13 protein-coding genes are annotated in these 17,263 nt (G+C 70.4%); 2 read left to right on the top strand and 11 right to left on the bottom strand.

Annotated elements, in window-relative coordinates; all coding sequences use genetic code 11:
• Positions 1-56: 56 nt before the first annotated feature.
• Both VG296_RS08805 and VG296_RS08800 read right to left on the bottom strand, forming a co-directional pair.
• Positions 57-395: a hypothetical protein gene (locus VG296_RS08805; RefSeq protein ID WP_325564968.1), complete on the bottom strand. Its 339-nt coding sequence runs from the start codon at positions 393-395 to the stop codon at positions 57-59.
• A gap of 147 nt (positions 396-542) precedes the next feature.
• On the bottom strand, positions 543-4,901 hold the full coding sequence (locus VG296_RS08800) for an FtsK/SpoIIIE domain-containing protein (RefSeq protein WP_325564966.1): 4,359 nt from the start codon (positions 4,899-4,901) through the stop codon (positions 543-545).
• 190 nt (positions 4,902-5,091) lie between these two features.
• Between VG296_RS08800 and VG296_RS08795 the strand changes: the two genes are divergently transcribed.
• Positions 5,092-6,372: a sensor histidine kinase gene (locus VG296_RS08795; RefSeq protein ID WP_325564964.1), complete on the top strand. Its 1,281-nt coding sequence runs from the start codon at positions 5,092-5,094 to the stop codon at positions 6,370-6,372.
• A 25-nt stretch (positions 6,373-6,397) separates the two neighbouring features.
• Here the strand turns inward: VG296_RS08795 and VG296_RS08790 are convergent, their stop codons facing one another.
• The 5 genes from VG296_RS08790 to VG296_RS08770 all read right to left on the bottom strand — a co-directional run bounded on the left by VG296_RS08790 (position 6,398) and on the right by VG296_RS08770 (position 11,543).
• Positions 6,398-7,516, bottom strand: coding sequence for a helix-turn-helix domain-containing protein (locus tag VG296_RS08790; RefSeq protein ID WP_325564962.1), 1,119 nt, complete (start codon positions 7,514-7,516; stop codon positions 6,398-6,400).
• Positions 7,517-7,540: 24 nt separating this feature from the next.
• Positions 7,541-8,764 carry a YncE family protein gene (locus VG296_RS08785; protein WP_325564960.1) on the bottom strand — a complete coding sequence of 408 codons (1,224 nt, stop codon included), beginning with the start codon at positions 8,762-8,764 and terminating at the stop codon, positions 7,541-7,543.
• A 154-nt stretch (positions 8,765-8,918) separates the two neighbouring features.
• Complete coding sequence (locus VG296_RS08780; RefSeq protein ID WP_325564958.1) at positions 8,919-9,194, bottom strand: hypothetical protein; 276 nt, start codon at positions 9,192-9,194, stop codon at positions 8,919-8,921.
• Between the two features lie 39 nt (positions 9,195-9,233).
• Complete coding sequence (locus tag VG296_RS08775; protein ID WP_325564970.1) at positions 9,234-9,461, bottom strand: enoyl-CoA hydratase-related protein; 228 nt, start codon at positions 9,459-9,461, stop codon at positions 9,234-9,236.
• 168 nt (positions 9,462-9,629) lie between these two features.
• The gene (locus VG296_RS08770; RefSeq protein WP_325564956.1) at positions 9,630-11,543 is read right to left on the bottom strand and encodes a glycosyl hydrolase family 28-related protein; all 1,914 of its coding nucleotides are present in this window, start codon (positions 11,541-11,543) and stop codon (positions 9,630-9,632) included.
• Between the two features lie 114 nt (positions 11,544-11,657).
• Here VG296_RS08770 and VG296_RS08765 point away from each other — a divergent pair, with 114 nt between their 5' ends.
• Entirely contained in the window at positions 11,658-12,956 is a 1,299-nt protein-coding gene (locus VG296_RS08765; RefSeq protein WP_325564954.1) for a glycoside hydrolase family 125 protein, read from the top strand.
• On the opposite strand, the gene VG296_RS08760 is transcribed toward VG296_RS08765, so the two are convergent.
• The 4 genes from VG296_RS08760 to VG296_RS08745 are packed head-to-tail and all read right to left on the bottom strand — an operon-like array spanning position 12,940 to position 17,258.
• Positions 12,940-14,040, bottom strand: a complete 1,101-nt coding sequence (locus VG296_RS08760) for a transaldolase family protein (RefSeq protein WP_325564953.1) — start codon at positions 14,038-14,040, stop codon at positions 12,940-12,942. The two genes, VG296_RS08765 and VG296_RS08760, sit on opposite strands and share 17 nt — an antisense overlap.
• A gap of 43 nt (positions 14,041-14,083) precedes the next feature.
• Positions 14,084-15,238: a Gfo/Idh/MocA family oxidoreductase gene (locus VG296_RS08755; protein WP_325564952.1), complete on the bottom strand. Its 1,155-nt coding sequence runs from the start codon at positions 15,236-15,238 to the stop codon at positions 14,084-14,086.
• Positions 15,239-15,248: 10 nt separating this feature from the next.
• Positions 15,249-16,274 (bottom strand): Gfo/Idh/MocA family oxidoreductase, encoded by a 1,026-nt coding sequence (locus VG296_RS08750; RefSeq protein WP_325564950.1) that lies wholly within the window; start codon positions 16,272-16,274, stop codon positions 15,249-15,251.
• A 39-nt stretch (positions 16,275-16,313) separates the two neighbouring features.
• On the bottom strand, positions 16,314-17,258 hold the full coding sequence (locus tag VG296_RS08745; protein WP_414641071.1) for a sugar phosphate isomerase/epimerase family protein: 945 nt from the start codon (positions 17,256-17,258) through the stop codon (positions 16,314-16,316).
• Positions 17,259-17,263 lie beyond the last annotated feature (5 nt).

Here is a 17,263-nt window from a genome sequence, read left to right as displayed (position 1 = left end):
CCCCCCCCCCCACCGCCGTCGCCGGTTCAGTGCCAGCTGTTCAGTGCGCTGATACCTTACAGGCTGCCGAGGGGCAGGCTGCTCACGACCGGCAGGCTGCTCAGCGGGGAGGCGCCGGCCGAGGTGATGCTGTTCAGGATGCCCGAGACCTGGCCCTGCAGGCCGTTCAGGGCGGTGGTGACGGTGCCCAGCTGGTTCTGCACCTCCGGCCACACCGAGGACGCGAAGTTGGTGGCGGCCGGGCCGGCCCAGACGTTCGGGTCGGTCAGCGCGAGGCCGTGCGAGGTGACCTGGGACAGGACGTCGCCGAGCGGGCCGTTCAGGAGGCTGAGCAGCTGGTTGATGTGCAGGTGGGCCTCGGCGGTAACCTTCACGGTCCCGGAAACGTCGGACATGGTGGTGCTCCAAATCTAAGTCGAGTGTGCCGAGACGCTGGGATTTCGTCTGACCGGCGGTACGAGAAGAACATTACGGGGGCGACGAGTCATCGGTCGTCTAACGAAAGGTGGAACTTCGCTCTACCGCGTTCGTTGTAGATCGCGTCAACTCCTGCCCTCCGCGTGCGAGACCGCGGACATGTCCGCCAGCACCAGTTGCACCCCCTCCATCCGGCCGTCGGACACGAGGTAGCCGCGTCCGGGCAGCGGGGCCATGCGGTGCTGGCGCGGCAGCGGGGAGCCGAGCAGGTCGCCGTCGAGCTCGTGGTCGGGCACGAGCAGCACGCCGCAGCGTCCCTCGCGCACCCGCTGCGTCCACAGGCCGAACTGGCGGCGCACGCCGTCGTTGCGGCCCGCCGCGATCAGGTGGCGGCCCGGACCGGCCTTGGCGATGAAGCGGTCGATGACGCCGAGGCCGTCGGGGATGGTGTCCGCGTCGTCAACCAGAAGCAGAGTTCTGCCTTCGAACGGCGCGAGGACGCTGTCGAGCTGCGCGTAGTCGGTGCAGACGACGACCGGCTCCGGCAGATCGCGCAGCGGCGAGCGGCGCGGCGCGAAGGCCACCACGTTGGGCGGTTCGGGCCCGGCGAGCACGATGGCCGCGATCGACACGAGGGCGCTGCTGCGGCCGGACCGCGGCGGGCCGGTGATCAGGGCGTTCTCGTGCTCATACAGCTTCAGCGCGACGGGGGCCAGGTTGCTGTCCGCGAAGCCGACCGGGACCGACCAGGGTTCGAGGCCGGTGTGCGCCACCGCGCCCGAGGCCTGCAACTGACCGGCGTCGATGCGCTCGGGCAGCAGCCGCACGGGGAACGCGGTGCGACGCGCCTCCCCCCAGCGATGGGCGACGGCCATGACGGCGGAGCCCGGATCGGCGCCGGGGTAGCCGATCTGCACGATCTGCCGCGAGGCGACGACCAGCGCGCGGCCCGGCAGGGCGGCGGGAACCGCGCTGCGCGGGATGTCGAAGGGCGCGTAGTCGCCCGGATCGGCCAGCCGCAGCAGCAGTTTCTGCCGGCACAGGGCCGCCCAGGCGCTCGGCACCGCGCCCGCGCGGTCCGCCGTGGCCGCGATGTGCAGCCCGACGGCCGGGCCGTCCGCGAAGACCCGCTCGAGGTCGTCGAGGACGCTGAGACCGCCGTAGTCCTTCTCGAGTTCGGCCCGGAGGGCGCCGACGTTGTCGATCAGCACGAGCCAGCGGGCCGGTCGGGCGGCGTGGCCGCGGCGGCCCGCGCCGGCGCCGCCCTCCTTCCGCGCGTTCAGCTCGGCTCGCAGCATCCTGATGAGCCGGATCTGCCGGGCGCGCTCGGTGGGGCCGATGTAGGCGCCGGTGTGCGGCAGTCCGGCCAGCGGAGCGAGATCACCGGAGCCCATGTCGAGGGCGTAGATGTGCTGGCTGTCCGGCGGCAGCGACACGGCGACCGACAGGGCCAGCGCGTTCAGCGCGGTGGAGGTGCCAGAGCCGACGACGCCGTAGATCAGCATGTTGCCAGCGGCGGGGTCCCAGCCGACCGGGTACTGCGCCTGCCGGTCCGGGTCGTCGGCCAGCGCGTACGCGGGCAGGTCGGTGGCGTCGGTCTGCACTCCGCGCACGGCGAATCCGAGTTCGAACAGCGGGATGGAGTCGGGCAGCGGGTCCGGCCACGGCCTGCGCGGCGCCCCGATTCCGGCCTTGGCGCTCGCCCACCGGGCCGCCTCGACCAGCAGGGCCAGGTCGGTCGGCGCGTCGCCGGTCACGTCGGTGTCCGACGCGGCGAGCATGGTGTGGTCGTCCGGGGCCAGGCGGAACGGCACCACGGTCACGCCGCTGGACACGGCCGTCGGTGCGGTCACCCCGGTGGAGAGCGCGGTCTGCACCGGCAGCACCTCGTTCGCGCTGACCCGGTAGAAGCCGCGTCCCCACTGCCTGCTGCCGATTCCGGCCGCGGCTGGCGAGTCGATGACGTCCTGGGAGTCGGTGGCGCTCTCCAGCCGCAGGGCCAGCCGCAGCTTCACGTTGTTCTTGATGGCGTCGCTGACCGAACCGGACGGCCGCTGCGTCGCCATGATCAGGTGCATGCCGAGGCTTCGTCCGCGCTGCGCGATGCTGACCAGCGAGTCGACGAACGCGGGGAGCGCCTTGACCAGCGTGGCGAACTCGTCGATCACCACGACCAGGCGCGGCATCGGCTCCAGGTCGGGGCGTTGCGTGTCGCGAAGTCGCTGGTAGTCGCGGACGTGGCTGAGTCCGACGCCGCGCAGCGCGTGCTCCCGGTAGCGCAGTTCGGCTTCCAGGCAGCGCAGCGCGCGTTCGCCGAGTTGTTCGTCGAGGTCTGTCACGAGGCCGACGACGTGCGGCAGTTGCGCGCATTCGTCCAGCGCGCCGCCGCCCTTGTAGTCGACCAGCGCGAAGGTGAGGTGCTCGGGGTCGGTGCCGACGGCGAGGCTGATGATCAGGGTTCTGAGCAGCTCGCTCTTGCCGGAGCCTGTGGTGCCCGCGATCAGGCCGTGCGGGCCGTCGTCGTCGAGGTCGATCTCGAACAGCTCGCGCTCGGTGACGCCGAGCACGGCCCGGACCCGCAGCGTTTCCAGCGTGGTGCGCCAGCGCGCCCCGACGGCGATGTCGAGCTGGCCGGGCAGTTCCAGCAGCGGCAGCAGGCCGACGCGGTCCGGCAGGCCGCTGCCCTCGGACTTGAGCTCCGGGTCCTCGAACCTGGCCAGCGCGCGGGCGAGTCCGTTGGCGCGGCGCTTCGTCATGCCCGCGACCAGGATCTCGTCGACCTGCTCGCCGGTGGCGACCCGGCGCAGCCGCCCGGAACCGTCGCCGGCCACGGAGAGCACCTCGGTGCACAGTGCGGGCAGCCGCCTCGTCAGCACGATCCCGGAGACCGAGCCGACCCGGCCGCCGAGAAGATCGCGCAGGTAGCAGGGACGGCCTTCGAGCAGGGTCGCGCCGTCGACGATGACGAGCAGCACGGGCGATCCGGGGCCGGACGCGTCCGTGTCACGCGGTGACGGCGTGCTGGTGGCGCCGAAATCCGTCAGCAGCGTGCGGGCCAGCGCCTCGGAGCGCTCGGAGCCGATGGCGACCAGGCGTCCGGTGCCGTCGCGCGGATCGGTGCCGTGCGGGAGCCACTTCGTCCATTCCCAGTCCGCGATCCGGTCCTCGTCCGCGAAGACCGCGATCGCGACGTCGGCCGGCCCGCTGCCGGTGGCCGCCTGGCTGAGCAGCGCGCGGGCCGCGGCGAGGGCGGCCACCCGGTCGCCCTCCATGCCCAGCACGCCGCCCGCGGCCAGGTTCACCGGCACCGGGACCTGCTTCAACCCCGAGGCCGCGGCCAGCGCCGCGGTCAGCCGCTCGTCGAGCTCCAGATCGTTGCGGCGGGGGCGCTCCACCGGCGGTTCCCAGCGCCGGTCGGCGTATCCGGCGGAGACCTGCAGGAAGTCCGCCGCACCGCGCCGCCGCTCCCACAGTCGCAGACCGGGAGCCGTGGCGCGGTGGAAGTACTCGGCGACGTCGGGGAAGTCGGCCAGCAGCCTGGCCTGCTGCTCCGCGCGGCGCACCGCGAGCAGGTCGCAGGCCTCCGTGAGGTCCGCCGCGTACGCGCGCTTGCCGCGGCGCGAGCCGTTGCGGCCCCTGAGCCGGTCCTCGACCTGGCTGCCGATCATGATCATCGGGCTGAACAGGGCGATCATCGCGTACGCGGGGTTCTTGAGCAGCACCACCATGACGCCCGCGAGCAGCAGCGGGAAGACGATCGTCGAGATGCGCATCGGCACGCCCTGGGACCGGTTCGGCGGCTCGGGCAGCCGGATCGGCGGACGATCGGGCGGCATGGCGACGCGCGGTGCCCGGTTGAACGGCAGCGTGCCGCCGGGACCGGCCTCGCGCGCGGGATTCACGAACGCCGTCGGGCTGATCGAGGGCACCGGCAGCACCCGGAAGGGCACCCGTCCGGCCGCGCAGACCAGGTCGTTCGGGCCGACCTGCGCGGACCCGGTCAGCCGCACGCCGTTGACGTCCGTGCCGTTGCGCGAGCCGAGGTCGGTGACCGTGACCCGGCCGTCCTCGGTGACGTCGATCTCGCAGTGCAGCCGGGAGACGTCCCGGGAGTTGACCCGGATCTCGGCCTCCTCGCCGCGGCCGAGCCGCATGCGCCCGGGCTCGAGCCGCACCGACAGGCCCGCGTCGAGGCCGCCGACGATCCGCAGCACCGCGCCCGGATCGATGGTCGCGGTGGCGTCGGTGTCCGAGCGCTCCGCGCCGAATCCGAAGTCCTCGACCGACGGGAGCCCCACCTCGGAGCCCGCGACGAGGCCGGAGCCGGCCAGCGGGGCGCCGGGGGGCGCGGGTCTGCCGTCGATGACCAGCCCGCTTCCGGGGGCGCCGAGCGCGGCGGCCAGGTCGGCGACCACCGCATCCGGGCGGCCGAGCCGCGCCTCCCATTCGCGTTCGATCCCGGCGTCCCGATGGACGAACCTCATCTATCTGCCACCCGCTCTGTTCCGCACGACGGCCTTGCCCTTGCCCGCGCCAGATTAGCCGTTCAATCCGGGTCGGTACGGCACCTGCCACGCGCGGCATACCCGGATACCGCAAAGGTTTACCCGCGCACGACCGAATCCTTGCCGCGAGCTGAGGACAGGCCGCACGGCCGCTGGCTAGGTTGGTCCGATGCTCCGCATGCGCGACGTGCCCGGGAAACTGGCCGCGATACCTCCCACGGTCGTCGACTTCGCCATCGCCGCCGCCGTCACCTGGCTCTCACTCAGCACGGCGGCGGGGTCGTACCCGCCCTCGGGGTCGCGGCCGTTCGACGCGCTGGCCGTGCTGCTCACGTCCGCGATCGGCGTGGCGCTGGTGGTGCGGCGCGTCTTCCCACTGGCGGTGATGATCGCGTGCGCCGTGCTGGTCGCGGTGTTCGAGGCGCGCGGCTACTGGCTGAGCCTGAACCAGCTGGCCCTGCAGCTCGCGTTTTTCACGGTTGCGTCACGCCGTGGTCGCGCGTGGACGGCGGCGGCCGCGGCGGTCGTGTACCCCGAGCTGATGTACAGCAACGTCCACGAGTGGGTCGGCTCGCTGTTCAACATCTACCTCGGCACGGCGGCACGCGTCGTGGCCATCGGCGTGATCGGCGACGGAGCCAGAAGGCTGACGGAGAGCCACGCGCTGATGGCCGACTACAGCGGCCAGCTCCAGCGCAAGCAGCGCGACCGGGAGCAGCGCTTGGTGCTGTTCGAGCGGATCCGGATCGCACGCGAGCTGCACGACGTGACCGCGCACCACCTGTCCGTCATCGCGGTACAGGCCGGTCTCGCGCGCTTCGTCCTCGAAACGGATCCGAAGACCGCCGACCAGGCGCTCCGCACGATCTCGGAGGTCGGCAGCGAGGGCCTCGCGGAGCTGCGCCGGCTCATCAGCCTGCTGCGTCCGGACGAGGACGACAACGGAGCGGGCGCGGACGACCGCCCGGCGCCCGGCATCGGGCAGCTGCCGGTGCTGGTCGAGCGGGTGGGCCTGTCCGGCACTCCCTCGCGCTACACGATCGCCGGGCGTCGGCGCCCGTTGCCGGCGGGCATCGAGCTGTGCGTATACCGGGTGGTCCAGGAGTCGCTGACCAACTCGCTGAAGCACGCGCCGGGTTCGTCGGTGGACGTGCGTCTCGAATACGAGCCCGAACACATCCGGCTGACCGTCGCCGACACCGGCCCGAACGGCGTCGCGGCCCAGCGCACCGAGCACCCGCGATCCGCCGTCGCGCAGGCCACCGAGCACACCGGCTCCGGGATGGGCCTCACCGGCATGCGCGAGCGCGCGGCCCTGTACGGCGGCGAGATCTCGGCCGGGCGCAAGCCGGACGGCGGCTTCGAGGTCACCCTCATCCTGCCGATCGACGCGCCGGAGGACGAGGCCTCCGATCCGCGCGGCGAGCAGGAACCGGCGCTGAATCACTGAATCCGGCGATCTCCGCAGGCTGCGGTCACTCGATCGCGCGCAGCCAGGAGTCGAGCGCCCACCACCATTGCAGGGTGTCGGTGACGGGCTCGTCGGGCGCGCCGAAGCCGGTCAGTTCACTCAAGCGGCGCAGCCGGTGCTTGACGGTATTCGAGTGAACGTGCAACGCGGCGGCCGTCGGAGTGAGTTGGCGGCCGTGGTCCAGGTAGGTGAGGGCCGTTTGGGCGAGCAGGCGGTGGAAGCTCTTGCCCGGGTCGAGGCGCGGCAGCAGGTCGGCGGCGAGCACGGGGCCGAGTTCGGGATGCGCGTCGACGGCCACGAACGCGGAGAGCCCGGTGATGGATCGCAGTCCGCGCAGGCCGCGCAGCCTGGCCGAGGCGAGGGCGGATCGGCAGAGCGGGTAAACCGTGGCGAGACGGTTCGCCGGTTGGGCGGGTGAGGCGACCACCGCGATGTGCTCCAGCGCGTCGGGGACGGGCAGCCGCGGGGTGACGCAGCACAGGTAGCCGTCTACGAACCCTGTGATGTCGCCGCACAGCACCGCCTCGACACGCGCGGCCTCGCGCGGCTCGACGACGTCGGCGATCAGGCAGTGATAGCGCTTGGCGGGGTCCAGACCAGCGTCGACCGCGTTCGCGCCGCGCTCCCCGTGCAGCAGACCGCGCAGGGCCTGGACTCTGATCGCGTGGCCGGTCCGAGCGAGGGTGAGCTCGTGGTTCCGGTAGGTGTGGATGAGCCGGTTCTGCAGGTCGGTGGTGAATCCGTCGAGCTCGACGAGCGCGTCGATCAGCGTCTCGGGGGCCACGCCGCGCGACCGGGCCTGCTCGGTGAGGGCCAGCAACAGGTGCGCGCGACCGGCTTGGAAGCCCTCGAGCAGCCCGGCGAGCGGAACGCCCTGCGCGACCCGGTCGGCGGCCAGGCCGTCCGCGGCGGCGAGGTCCGGGCTCGCCGCCGCACCGGCGAAACCCCGGGCCACGCTCCGCAGCAGGGCGGCGACGTTGCGCCGCACCTCGCCGTCGGGCAGCGCCGCCACGGACGGGGACTTGTCGCGGGCCGCGCGGACCACGGCGTCGAGCGCGGTCGGCTCGCCGCACATCCGCTCGACGATGCCGACCAGGACCGCGCGGCCCGCGGGGTCACCCATGGGAGCAGTCACCCATTCGAACGGTCATCCGATCGAGGACGAGAGCCCGGCGATCACCGATTCCGGCACGCTGGCGTTGCGCTCCCGCTGCGGGAAGTTCCCGACCGGAATCCGCGCGACCTCGGCTCCGGTCGCGTAGTCGACGACCGAGACCGCGTTGCCGGCGCTCAGCGAGACGTAGCAGTAGTTGCCGTCCGTGCTGGTCAGGGCCCAGTACGGAATGCTGCCGGTCGGGTAGGTGACCGTGCCCGTGGTGCTCAGGCTGCCGGTGTCCACGATCTTCGTGTAGTCGTCGATCGTGCCGACGTCGCAGAGCTTGCCGGAGTCGCCGGACAGCGCGATCCCGTGGTGCGCGGAGTTCTGCGGGTAGTCGTCGTACGTCTCGCTCGCGGCCTTCGCGCTGAACGGCTGCTGGACGGTGGCGAGGGTCTGACTGGTGTTCAGGTCGTACTTGATGAAGCCGTTGAGGTACGACATGTCGGCGTACATGGTCGTGCCGTCCGGTGCGATCACGAACGGCCGCAGGCCGTACGGGAAAGTCCAGACCTTGACGACCTTGAGCGTGCTCGCGTCCACCTTCTCGAGCTGGAGGGCCCCCTTGAGGAAGTTCAGCGAGTACGGCAGGGCCGTGATGCCGATGCTCTCGTTGTAGATGTACTTGCCGTCCGAGGTGAAGGTGTTCTGGTGCGGGTAGCTGCCGGTGGTGAACTTGCCGATCAGCGAGCCGTCCGCCGTGTTGAAGACCTCGGCTTCGGCGGAGGTCGTGGCGGAGACCACCACTTCCTTCCCGTCGGGCGAGAGCCCGAGGTGGTCGGAGTGGATGCCGTCCATCTGCTCGACCCACAGTTCCTGATGGGTGACGAGGTTGAACGCGGCCACATCGTCCAGGTTGCCGCGGGAGACGTAGATGGTGGTGCCGTCGGGCGAGATGGCGAAGTCGTCGACGTAGCGGGTCCCGCCGACGGCCGGGTCCACGCTCGACTCGTCCGCGTTGGCGACGGCGTAGCCGGCCCACTGCGCGGGGGTCCAGCTCGCGAAGACCTGCTGCAGGTCGGGGATGACGCTGAAGGAGCCGAGATTCGTCAGCGTGGTCGCGTCGATGAAGCTGATCGTGCCGGCCACGGCGTTGCCGACGACCAGCACTCCGCGACCGCCGTCCGCGTGCGCCTGCACGGTGGGTCCGGCGACGAACGCGGCGGCGAGAACGATGGACACTGAGCCGGTGGTGATCAAGCGCTTACGGGGCATGGGCGGTCCTCGGGCTTGTTACCTAAAACCTGAACTTCGGTTCGTACTCTTGTGAGTTTCGATCCGACGGACGGCGCTGCCAAGTGCGCTGCCGACAACGTTCAGGTCTCACGTCGTCACTCGCGGACAACGGCGGCGGCGGGTGCGGTCTTCGTCAGCCGCCGTCCACCGTCGCCAGCTGCCGTTGGCCGCCGCCCGCCGTCGTGCTAACCGCCTTGCCAGCTGCCTTGTTCGCCCGGTTGGTCCACGTGCGCTCCAGGCTGAGGCGCAGGTTCTCGCTGTACAGCAGGCGCGCCTGTTCGATCGCGTACTCGGCCACATAGGTCCGGTAGGCGTCGAAGGGCTCCTCGGCGAGTGTCAGCATGCGGCGATTCGGGATGACGGCCGGGTTCGCCAGCCGTCCGATGGCGATCTCCGCCGCGGCCTCCATCTGCTCGGCGTCGACGACCTCCTCGCACAGCAGCCGGGCCTAGGCGTCCTCGGCAGCGATCTTGCGGTCCCACACGATCATCCGACGCGCCGCGCGGGGGCCCACGAAGCGGCTCAGTCGCAGGTTTGCCAGGCCCGGGATGATGCCCTCGGTCAGGGCGGGCAGCGAGAAATACGCGTCGCGCGCGGCGATGACGCGGTCGAACACGAGTAGCTGCTGTGCTCCCCCGCCGGTCGGAAAAAGGCACGAGAAATCGACGCGACACAGAACCCGCGGAAAACGTACTGCGCCGACGAAGTGGCGCGTAAATCAAGCCCCTAAGTACTAATACCTTGAATGCTCAGCAGTGCGGGAGCCCCCAGGCAACGCCGCACACCGGCTCACGGCCGCCGGGACCGCCGCGCGATCCGACCCGCTGACTCGTTGAATCCAGGCTCAGGGGTACGAAACCAGGTCGCTCGGGCCGCCGAAGGCGGAGGAAACGGCCGCTCCGGTGCCGTTGATCACGGACTGGATGCCGCCGGAGCCGCTGAGGAACACGGTGAGGATGTCGTGGAACTGGACTCCGGGCGCGTCCGGCGCCTGGAAGGCCGTCGAGTTCTCGATCGCCACGCCCTGGTTGAAGAAGGAGTAGCTGCCCAAGCCGTAGCCCTGGAACGAGGTCACGCTCTCGGGCAGGTAGAGCGCCGGATAGCCGTTCTGGGTCGGACTGGCCATCCACGCGGCCTGGTCCGGAACCTCGTACGGGTTCTCGTTCTGGAAGAAGATCACCGTGCCGTGCTGTCCGGTCCAGACCGTCTCGTACTTCTGGAAGTGCTCGACCGCCAGGCCGTACGCGGTGACGTTGTCGCCGCCGACGACCACTCCGGTGTCCGCGGTGTCGCCGGTCCACGTGCCGGCACCCGCTCCGTGGTCGGCGCGCCAGGACCAGACGTCATCCATGATCGAGTCGCTCGCGTCGTTGACGAAGGCCGTGTGCACGCTGCCCGCCGTGGCTCCGCCGACGCGGAAGAAGACGTCGTCGATGCTCGTCGGGTCGTTCTTGTACGCCGACAGGCCGGCGAGTGCGGACAAGCCGTGCAGGTCGAGCAGCGCCGGGGAGGTGACCGGTCCGGCGTCGAAGATCAGACCCGAGATGTTGATGCCCGGCACGGGCGTGGCGTCCATCGTGACGTTGCCGTGCTCCGGGATCAGCGTCGGGAAGCCGAGGCCGACGATCTTGGTGTCCGGCCAGAGCACGTGGATGGTGCTCGGCACATTGTAGACACCGGGCGTGAACAGCAGGTTGAGCCCGCGGGCCAACGCGAGGTTGATCTGCCCGACCGTCGTCGACTGCTGCACGACGTAGAACCTGCTCAGCGGCAGCGAGTAGCCCGGCGTGCCGCCGTTCGCCCAGCTCGGTCCGCTCGAGTCCGTCTGAGCCGAGGGGATGAAGACCTCGTAGTTGCCCGAGGAGTCGGCGTAGAGGTACGGCTCCTCACGCGTCGTCGGGCAGGTGGCGAGGGTCGTGTACGGGGCGGGACCGCCGCTGTCGCCGGAATTGCCCGCGAAGCTCTGCGCGGGGGCGCCCGGGTCGCCGCAGAAGACCTGGTTCCACACGCCGTTCGTCCAGCCGTCGAGGCTGCTGTTCCGGGTGATGTACTGCTGCTGCGATCCGTTGATGACGGTGCCGCCGGTGAACGAGGAGTCGGCGATGAAGCCGCCGCTGGCGTAGTCCGGCGAGCCGTCGCAGTAGTCCATCAGCGTGACGTTGCCGTTCACCTGGACCCGGCGCATCGGCGCGGCCTGCGAGACGGCCCAGAACTCCGTGTTGCCCTTGCAACCGGAGCCGCCGGCCGTGTCGATGGTGAGGTTCGACAGGGAGCGCCAGAAGTTCTCGAGCGCGAAGCACTGGGTCTGGTCGCCGTTCGTGCACTGATTGAAGGTGTCCGCCTGGCCGACGATCGTCGTGTCGGACGGGTTCTTCCCGAGCCCGGCCACGCTCGTGTAGTAGCCGACCTGGAAGACCAGCGGGTCCGCGGTCGAGCCGTAGGTGCCCGGCTCGAACAGCAGCGCGTACCGCTGCGTGCCGAACTGGTTGGGCACCTGCTGCGCGGCGATCGCGTCGAGCGTGCCCTGGATCGTGCTCTGCGGCATGGACGGGCTGAACACGTAGACGTTCGGCCCGAGAGCCCCTCCGGTCGTGGACGGCGCCACGCCGGATGACGGCGATGTCGACGCGGTGGACGTCGAGGCCGTGGATGTCGAAGCGGCGGAAGCCACCGCGGGCAGGCCCGCGAATCCGACCAACGCGACGACGACGGCCAGCAGCCGTATCCACGGCGATTGCAGCACGGAGAGCGCTCTCATGGCGAGTAGTGAACCGTGCTCAGCCAAGAGAGTCAAGGGCCTGAGTAGGTTCCGGAACCGTTTACGGAGCGGCCCAGGGTGCGACGGCCGGAGAGAGCGCTTACATTCGCCAATGTGACCGTTGATCTCTCCGCGCTCTCCTCTTTGCGCGAGCGGGTGGCCGCCGACGTGGGCGGGGAGGCCGCGCGGCTGGTCGTGCGCTTCGTGGCGGAGACGATGGATCGCGCGGCTCGGCGGCTGCCCGATGGGACGATGTACCTGGTCACCGGCGACATCCCGGCGATGTGGCTGCGGGATTCCGCGGCGCAGGTGCTTCCGTTGCTACGGCTCGGCGCGTATTGCCCGTCCGCCGAGCGGTTCGTCGCGGAGGTGCTGCGGCGCCAACTGTCCTTCATAACGCTCGATCCGTACGCCAACGCGTTCAATCCGGGTCCGACCGGCGCCGGGCACCAGCGCGACAAGACCGAGATGAGCCCGCACGTCTGGGAGCGCAAGTACGAGGTCGACTCCCTGTGCTATCCGCTGCACCTGGCCGAACGATTCTGGCGCTGCACCGGCCGGACCGACGTGTTCGACGCGCTCTACTGGCGTGCGGTAGAGCGCGTTCTCTGCGTCTGGGAGATCGAGCAGGACCACGAGGCCCGCTCCGGCTACCGCTTCCAACGACGCTTTGCGCGACGCAGCGGCACCCTGGCGCGCGGCGGCCGGGGCAGGCGCGTCGCCGTCACGGGCATGACGTGGAGCGCCTTCCGGCCGAGCGATGACTCCTGCGCCCACAACTACAACGTCCCCGGCAACATGTTCGCCTCGCTCGTGCTAGCGCGGCTCACGGAGATCGCCGAGATCGCGCCGCCCCCGGACAGCGCCCTGATCGAGCGGGCTACGCGGCTGCGCGAAGGGATCGAGCAGGGCCTGCGCGAGCACGCCGTGGTCAACGACCCGGTGACCGGTCCACGCTGGGCGTATGAGGTGGACGGCCTCGGCGGCGTCCTCGAGATGGACGACGCGAACGTCCCCAGCCTGCTCTCGCTACCTCGTCTCGGTTACTGCCGAACCGACGATCCGCTGTACGTGGCTACGCGCGCGTTCATCCTCAGCCCACGCAATCCGCACTACTATCAGGGCTCTGCGGCCTCGGGCATCGGCAGCCCGCACACGCCGCGGCGCCATGTCTGGCCGACCGCCCTCGCCACGGCCGCGTTCACGAACCCTGACGAGACGGTCAGGCGTGCCACCGTCAGAACGCTGCTGGAAACACGTGGCGGGACCGATCGCATCCACGAGTCCTTCCACGTCAACCGGCCGGAGACGTGGACCCGCCGCTGGTTCTCCTGGGCCGAGGCAACCTTCTGCGACCTCGTCCTCGACTGCTGCGGATTCGAACCGAATCCAAGTCTCACGGAGCGGGGATGAGGATGTCCCGCACGAGGGCGTCGAGCTGGGCGTCGGCGTCGAGGAACTGCCGGAGCGTGGCGCGGGTGGCGCCGAAGTCGTCGAACTCTTCGACCGTCATTCCGTCGGGCTCGTAGGCGCGGCAGAAGTCTGAGATCTTCGAGAGCTCGGCGATGATCCGTTCGTCCACGGGCACGTCGATGCGGCGCACGACCGGGAGTTCGTTCTCGTTGATGCGCAGCTGCCAGTCGAACGGCGGCGAGACGACGAGGTCGCCGCCGAGCAACTCAGACCATTGCAGTCCGTTGCGGAACGCCGCCGACAGCACGCGGGCCCGGTAGCCGCGCTCCTGGAAGATGGCGTACGCGCGCTTGAGCGCGGCGACACCGGCCCAGTCGAGGTAGCCGGGCTCGATCAGCAGCCGCTGCGTGGACGCCACCTGCTTGAGCCAGTCGTCCAGCCGGCCGCCCATGATCGTGACGACGGAGCCGAACTCGCGCTCGGGCAGCCCGTCCGCGGCACGTCGGTCCAGACCGCGCTCGATCGCCTCGGCGGCCTGCACCGCCTGCGGAACGGTGAAGGAGACCGTGACGTTGATGCTCACGCCGCGGTAGGTGGCCTCCTCGATCGCGCGGATGCCGACCGCCGTGGCGGGGATCTTCACGATGATGTTCTCCGCGAGCAGCGAGAAGCGCACGGCCTGCTCGACCAGCGCGTCGGCGTCGCGGTGCAGGCGCGGGTCGGTCTGCACGGACAGCCGACCGTTGCGGCCGCCGGAGGCCTGGAACGCCGGCTCGAGCAGCTTCGCGGCCTGGATGGACAGCTCTTCGACCGCGCGCCAGCCGATCTGGGACTCGCCCCACGTCGGGTTCTCGGCGGCGATCCGCGCGATACGCGGCGCCCACTCGTCGAGGTGCTTGCTGATGGCCGTGTACGCGATGACCGGGTTGCAGGTCGCCCCGACGGCGCCGAACCCGATGGAACGGACCAGCTCGGCGGGGTCGGCCGAGTCGTTCCAGAGAGCGGTCTCCGGGAACTGCCGCGTGCCGCGGAACAGGGAAGACTCGGCCGCGTCGGCCGGTGCGGCGGGGGTGCCGAGTAGCATGAGGCCTCCAGGTGGATTTGTTCTTACATACTAACATTTGCGCTCAGTCCACGGCCACCCACTCCCGCAGCCGGCCGGAGCGCTCGGCGGCGTCGGCGATCGCCGCGGCGGCGCGTCCGTCGGCGACGGAGGGGCCGTGCTGCACGCCCTCGGCGATCGAGCGCAGAAAGCGCTCAGCCTCGATGGTCTTCAGGTCGTCGAAGCCCATGCTCGTTCCGCCGCCGGGCTGGAAACGGGCGAAGTCGCCGTCGCCGGGCTGGGCGTGCAGCGTGGTGTATCCGTAGTCCCGGTCGCCGCGGATCGCAAGCCTCAGCTCGTTGAGACGCTGGAAGTCCCAGCGCAGCGAGCCCTCCGTGCCGTAGACCTCGACGACGTACTCGGCGCGCGGGCCGACCGCGATGCGGCTGGCTTCGAACACGCCGAGCGCGCCGTTCTCGAAGCGCGCCAGCACCGCCGCGTAGTCCTCGTTCTCCACCGGGCCCGGCTCTCCGGTCGCGGTCGCGTTGTGCCCGATCGCGGTGCCGGTCAACGAGGGCCGTTCGGTGATGTACGTGTCCTGAGCCGCGCTGACCTCGCGGATCGGGCCGACCAGGTACGTGGCCAGATCGAAGCCGTGCGAGAGCAGGTCGCCGTAGACGCCGGAGCCGGCCTGATCGCGGATGAAGCGCCACATCAGCGCGCCATCGGGGCTCGACGAGTAGTCCGCCAGGAACGAGACGCGCACGTTGGTGACGCGGCCGAGCCTGCCGGAGGCGATCAGCTCGCGCGCCTTGGCGACCGCGGGCGGATTGCGGTAGTTGAAGCCGACGGCCGTGACCACCCCGGCCTTCGCCGCGGCACGCGCGATTGCGTCGCTCTCGGCCAGGCCGCGGCCCATGGGCTTCTCGATCCAGAAGGGCTTGCCCGCCGCCGCGGCCGCCAGCGCCATCTCGTGGTGCAGGAAGTTCGGAGCGCAGATCGACACGGCGTCGACCTCGGGATCCGCCAGCACCTCGCGAAAGTCGGCGACCGACCGCCGGTAGCCGAGGACGTCGACGGCATCGGCACGGTTGGACTCGACGAGGTCGGCGGCGGCCACGAGCTCCGGCCGCACGGCCAACTCCGGGTAGTGCTCGTTGACGTTGCGGTACGCACGCGAGTGCGCGCGCCCCATCCAGCCGACGCTGATCAGGCCGATGCCGATCGTCCGTGCACTCACTGATCTCTCCTCAGGAGGCTGCGTAGAACGCGGGGGTCTCCGGCAGTTCGACGGGGACCGGGCCGCTGGTCTCCAGCGCCTTCACCCCGGCGGCGCACACGACGGCGACCTTGTAGCCGTCCCACGCGGAGGGACCGGCGATCGTGCCGCGCCGGGCGGCGTCGACCCAGTCCTGTACCTCGATGTCATAGGCCTGCTTGAACCGGGTCACGTAGCTGGTGTGCTCGCCGACCTGGAACTTCGCGTCCTGCCACAGCTGCAGGCCCTCGGGCTGACCGATCCGGGCGACCCCGCGCTGGAACACGGCCTCGGTGGCGACCTGGTAGCCGAACCGGACGCTGACGTTCATCTCGACATCGACGAGCACGCCGTTGTCGAGCTCCATCAGCACCAGGATCGGCTCACGCAGGTTCGCGGGGCCCAGGGCGTTGCGCTTGGCGTACTTGACCTCGACGGACGTGATCGTGGCACCCGCGAGCCAGGGTACGACGTCGAACTCGTGCACGACCGAGTCGTTGATGAGCATCGGCTGCGTGTACCCGTCGGGCACCGAGGGGTTGCGGTGCACGCCGCGCAGCATCAGCAGCTCCCCCGCGCTACCGGAGGCGATCAGCTCGCGCAGCTGCCGGTACTGCGGGTCGAAGCGGCGCATGAAGCCGACCTGAATCAGCAGCCTGCCGGACTTCTGCTCGGCCTCGACGATGCGCCAGGACGATTCAGGGTCCTGCGTCAGCGGCTTCTCGCAGAGGATCGGCAGGCCCGCCTCCAGCACCGGCAGCAGCACCATTTCGTGGAACCGGCCCGGGGCGGCGATCACGACCGCGTCGAGGGCGTCGGCGGCGAGCGCGTCCTCGACCCGGGTGAAGGTCTTGGCTCCGGGGGCCAGCCGGGCGGCCGCGGCGGCCCGGCCGGCGTCCGGCTCCACGATCGCCGACACGTTCGCGCCGGTGATGGTGTTCGTGATCCGGGCGGCGTGGTCGGCACCCATGATGCCGGTTCCGACCACGCCGACGCGCAGCTCAGGGGTGGTGCTCATGAAGTAGCAGACCTCTTCCTTCGTCGTCGAAGTAGTTGTTCAGCGAACGCGCGTCAGCGGCGTGCAGCCGAAGATGTGCTGGCGGGTTCGGGTGGCGATGCCGAGCGGGATCTCGATGTCCACGCCGGGCATGTCCTGCTCGACGATGGCGAAAGTCCGCGGGTCGATCGCGGAGACGGCCTCGATGATCGGCGCGAAGTCGGGGATTCCGGCCGGCGGCTCGACCATGACGTCCCCGGCCGCGTGCGACCACGGGATGTCGTTCTTGTGCACTTCGAAGCGGTAGTCCGGATCGACCTGCTTGAGGTGCAGGTAGCCGATGCGCTCCGGGTGCGCCTTGATCATCTTGAGGTTGTCGCCGCCGTAGTACGCGAAGTGGCCGGTATCCAGGCACAGGTTCAGGTACTGCGGGTCGGTCAGCTCCAGCAGCCGCTCCACCTCGCGGTACGTGCCGATGTGGCTGTCGGCGTGCGAGTGGAACTCCTGGCGCACGCCGTACTCCTCCAGCAGCGCCTTGCCGAGCCGGTCGTGCGCCTTGGCGAGCTTGTCCCACTGCTCGGGCGTCAGCGTGCGAGGTTCGAGGGCCTCGCCGGTCGCCTCGGAGCGCCACATGTCCGGGATCACCACGATGTGCTTCGCGCCGAGCGCGTGCGCGAGACCGGCGACCCGCACGGCCTGATCCCAGGCGAGCCGCCACTGCTCGTCGCCCTTGTGAAAGCCGGTGAACACGGTGCCCGCGCTCAGTTCGAGATCGCGCTTGCCAAGCTCGTCCTCGAGCTGGTGCGGATCGGTGGGCAGATAGCCGTAGGGACCGAGCTCGATCCAGTGGTAGCCCGCCTGCTGCGCCTCATCCAGAAAGCGCTCCCACGGGACCTGCCGCGGATGGTCGGGGAACCAGACGCCCCAGGAGTCCGGAGCGGTGCCGATGCGCAGTCCCTGCGGGTTGTCCGTGGCGGTGTCGGCGGTTCCGGCGGTGTCGGTCATCATCG

Source organism: Actinospica sp. (genome assembly GCF_035552695.1).
Lineage (GTDB): Bacteria > Actinomycetota > Actinomycetes > Streptomycetales > Catenulisporaceae > Actinospica.
This window is presented reverse-complemented; position numbering and strand designations above follow the sequence as displayed.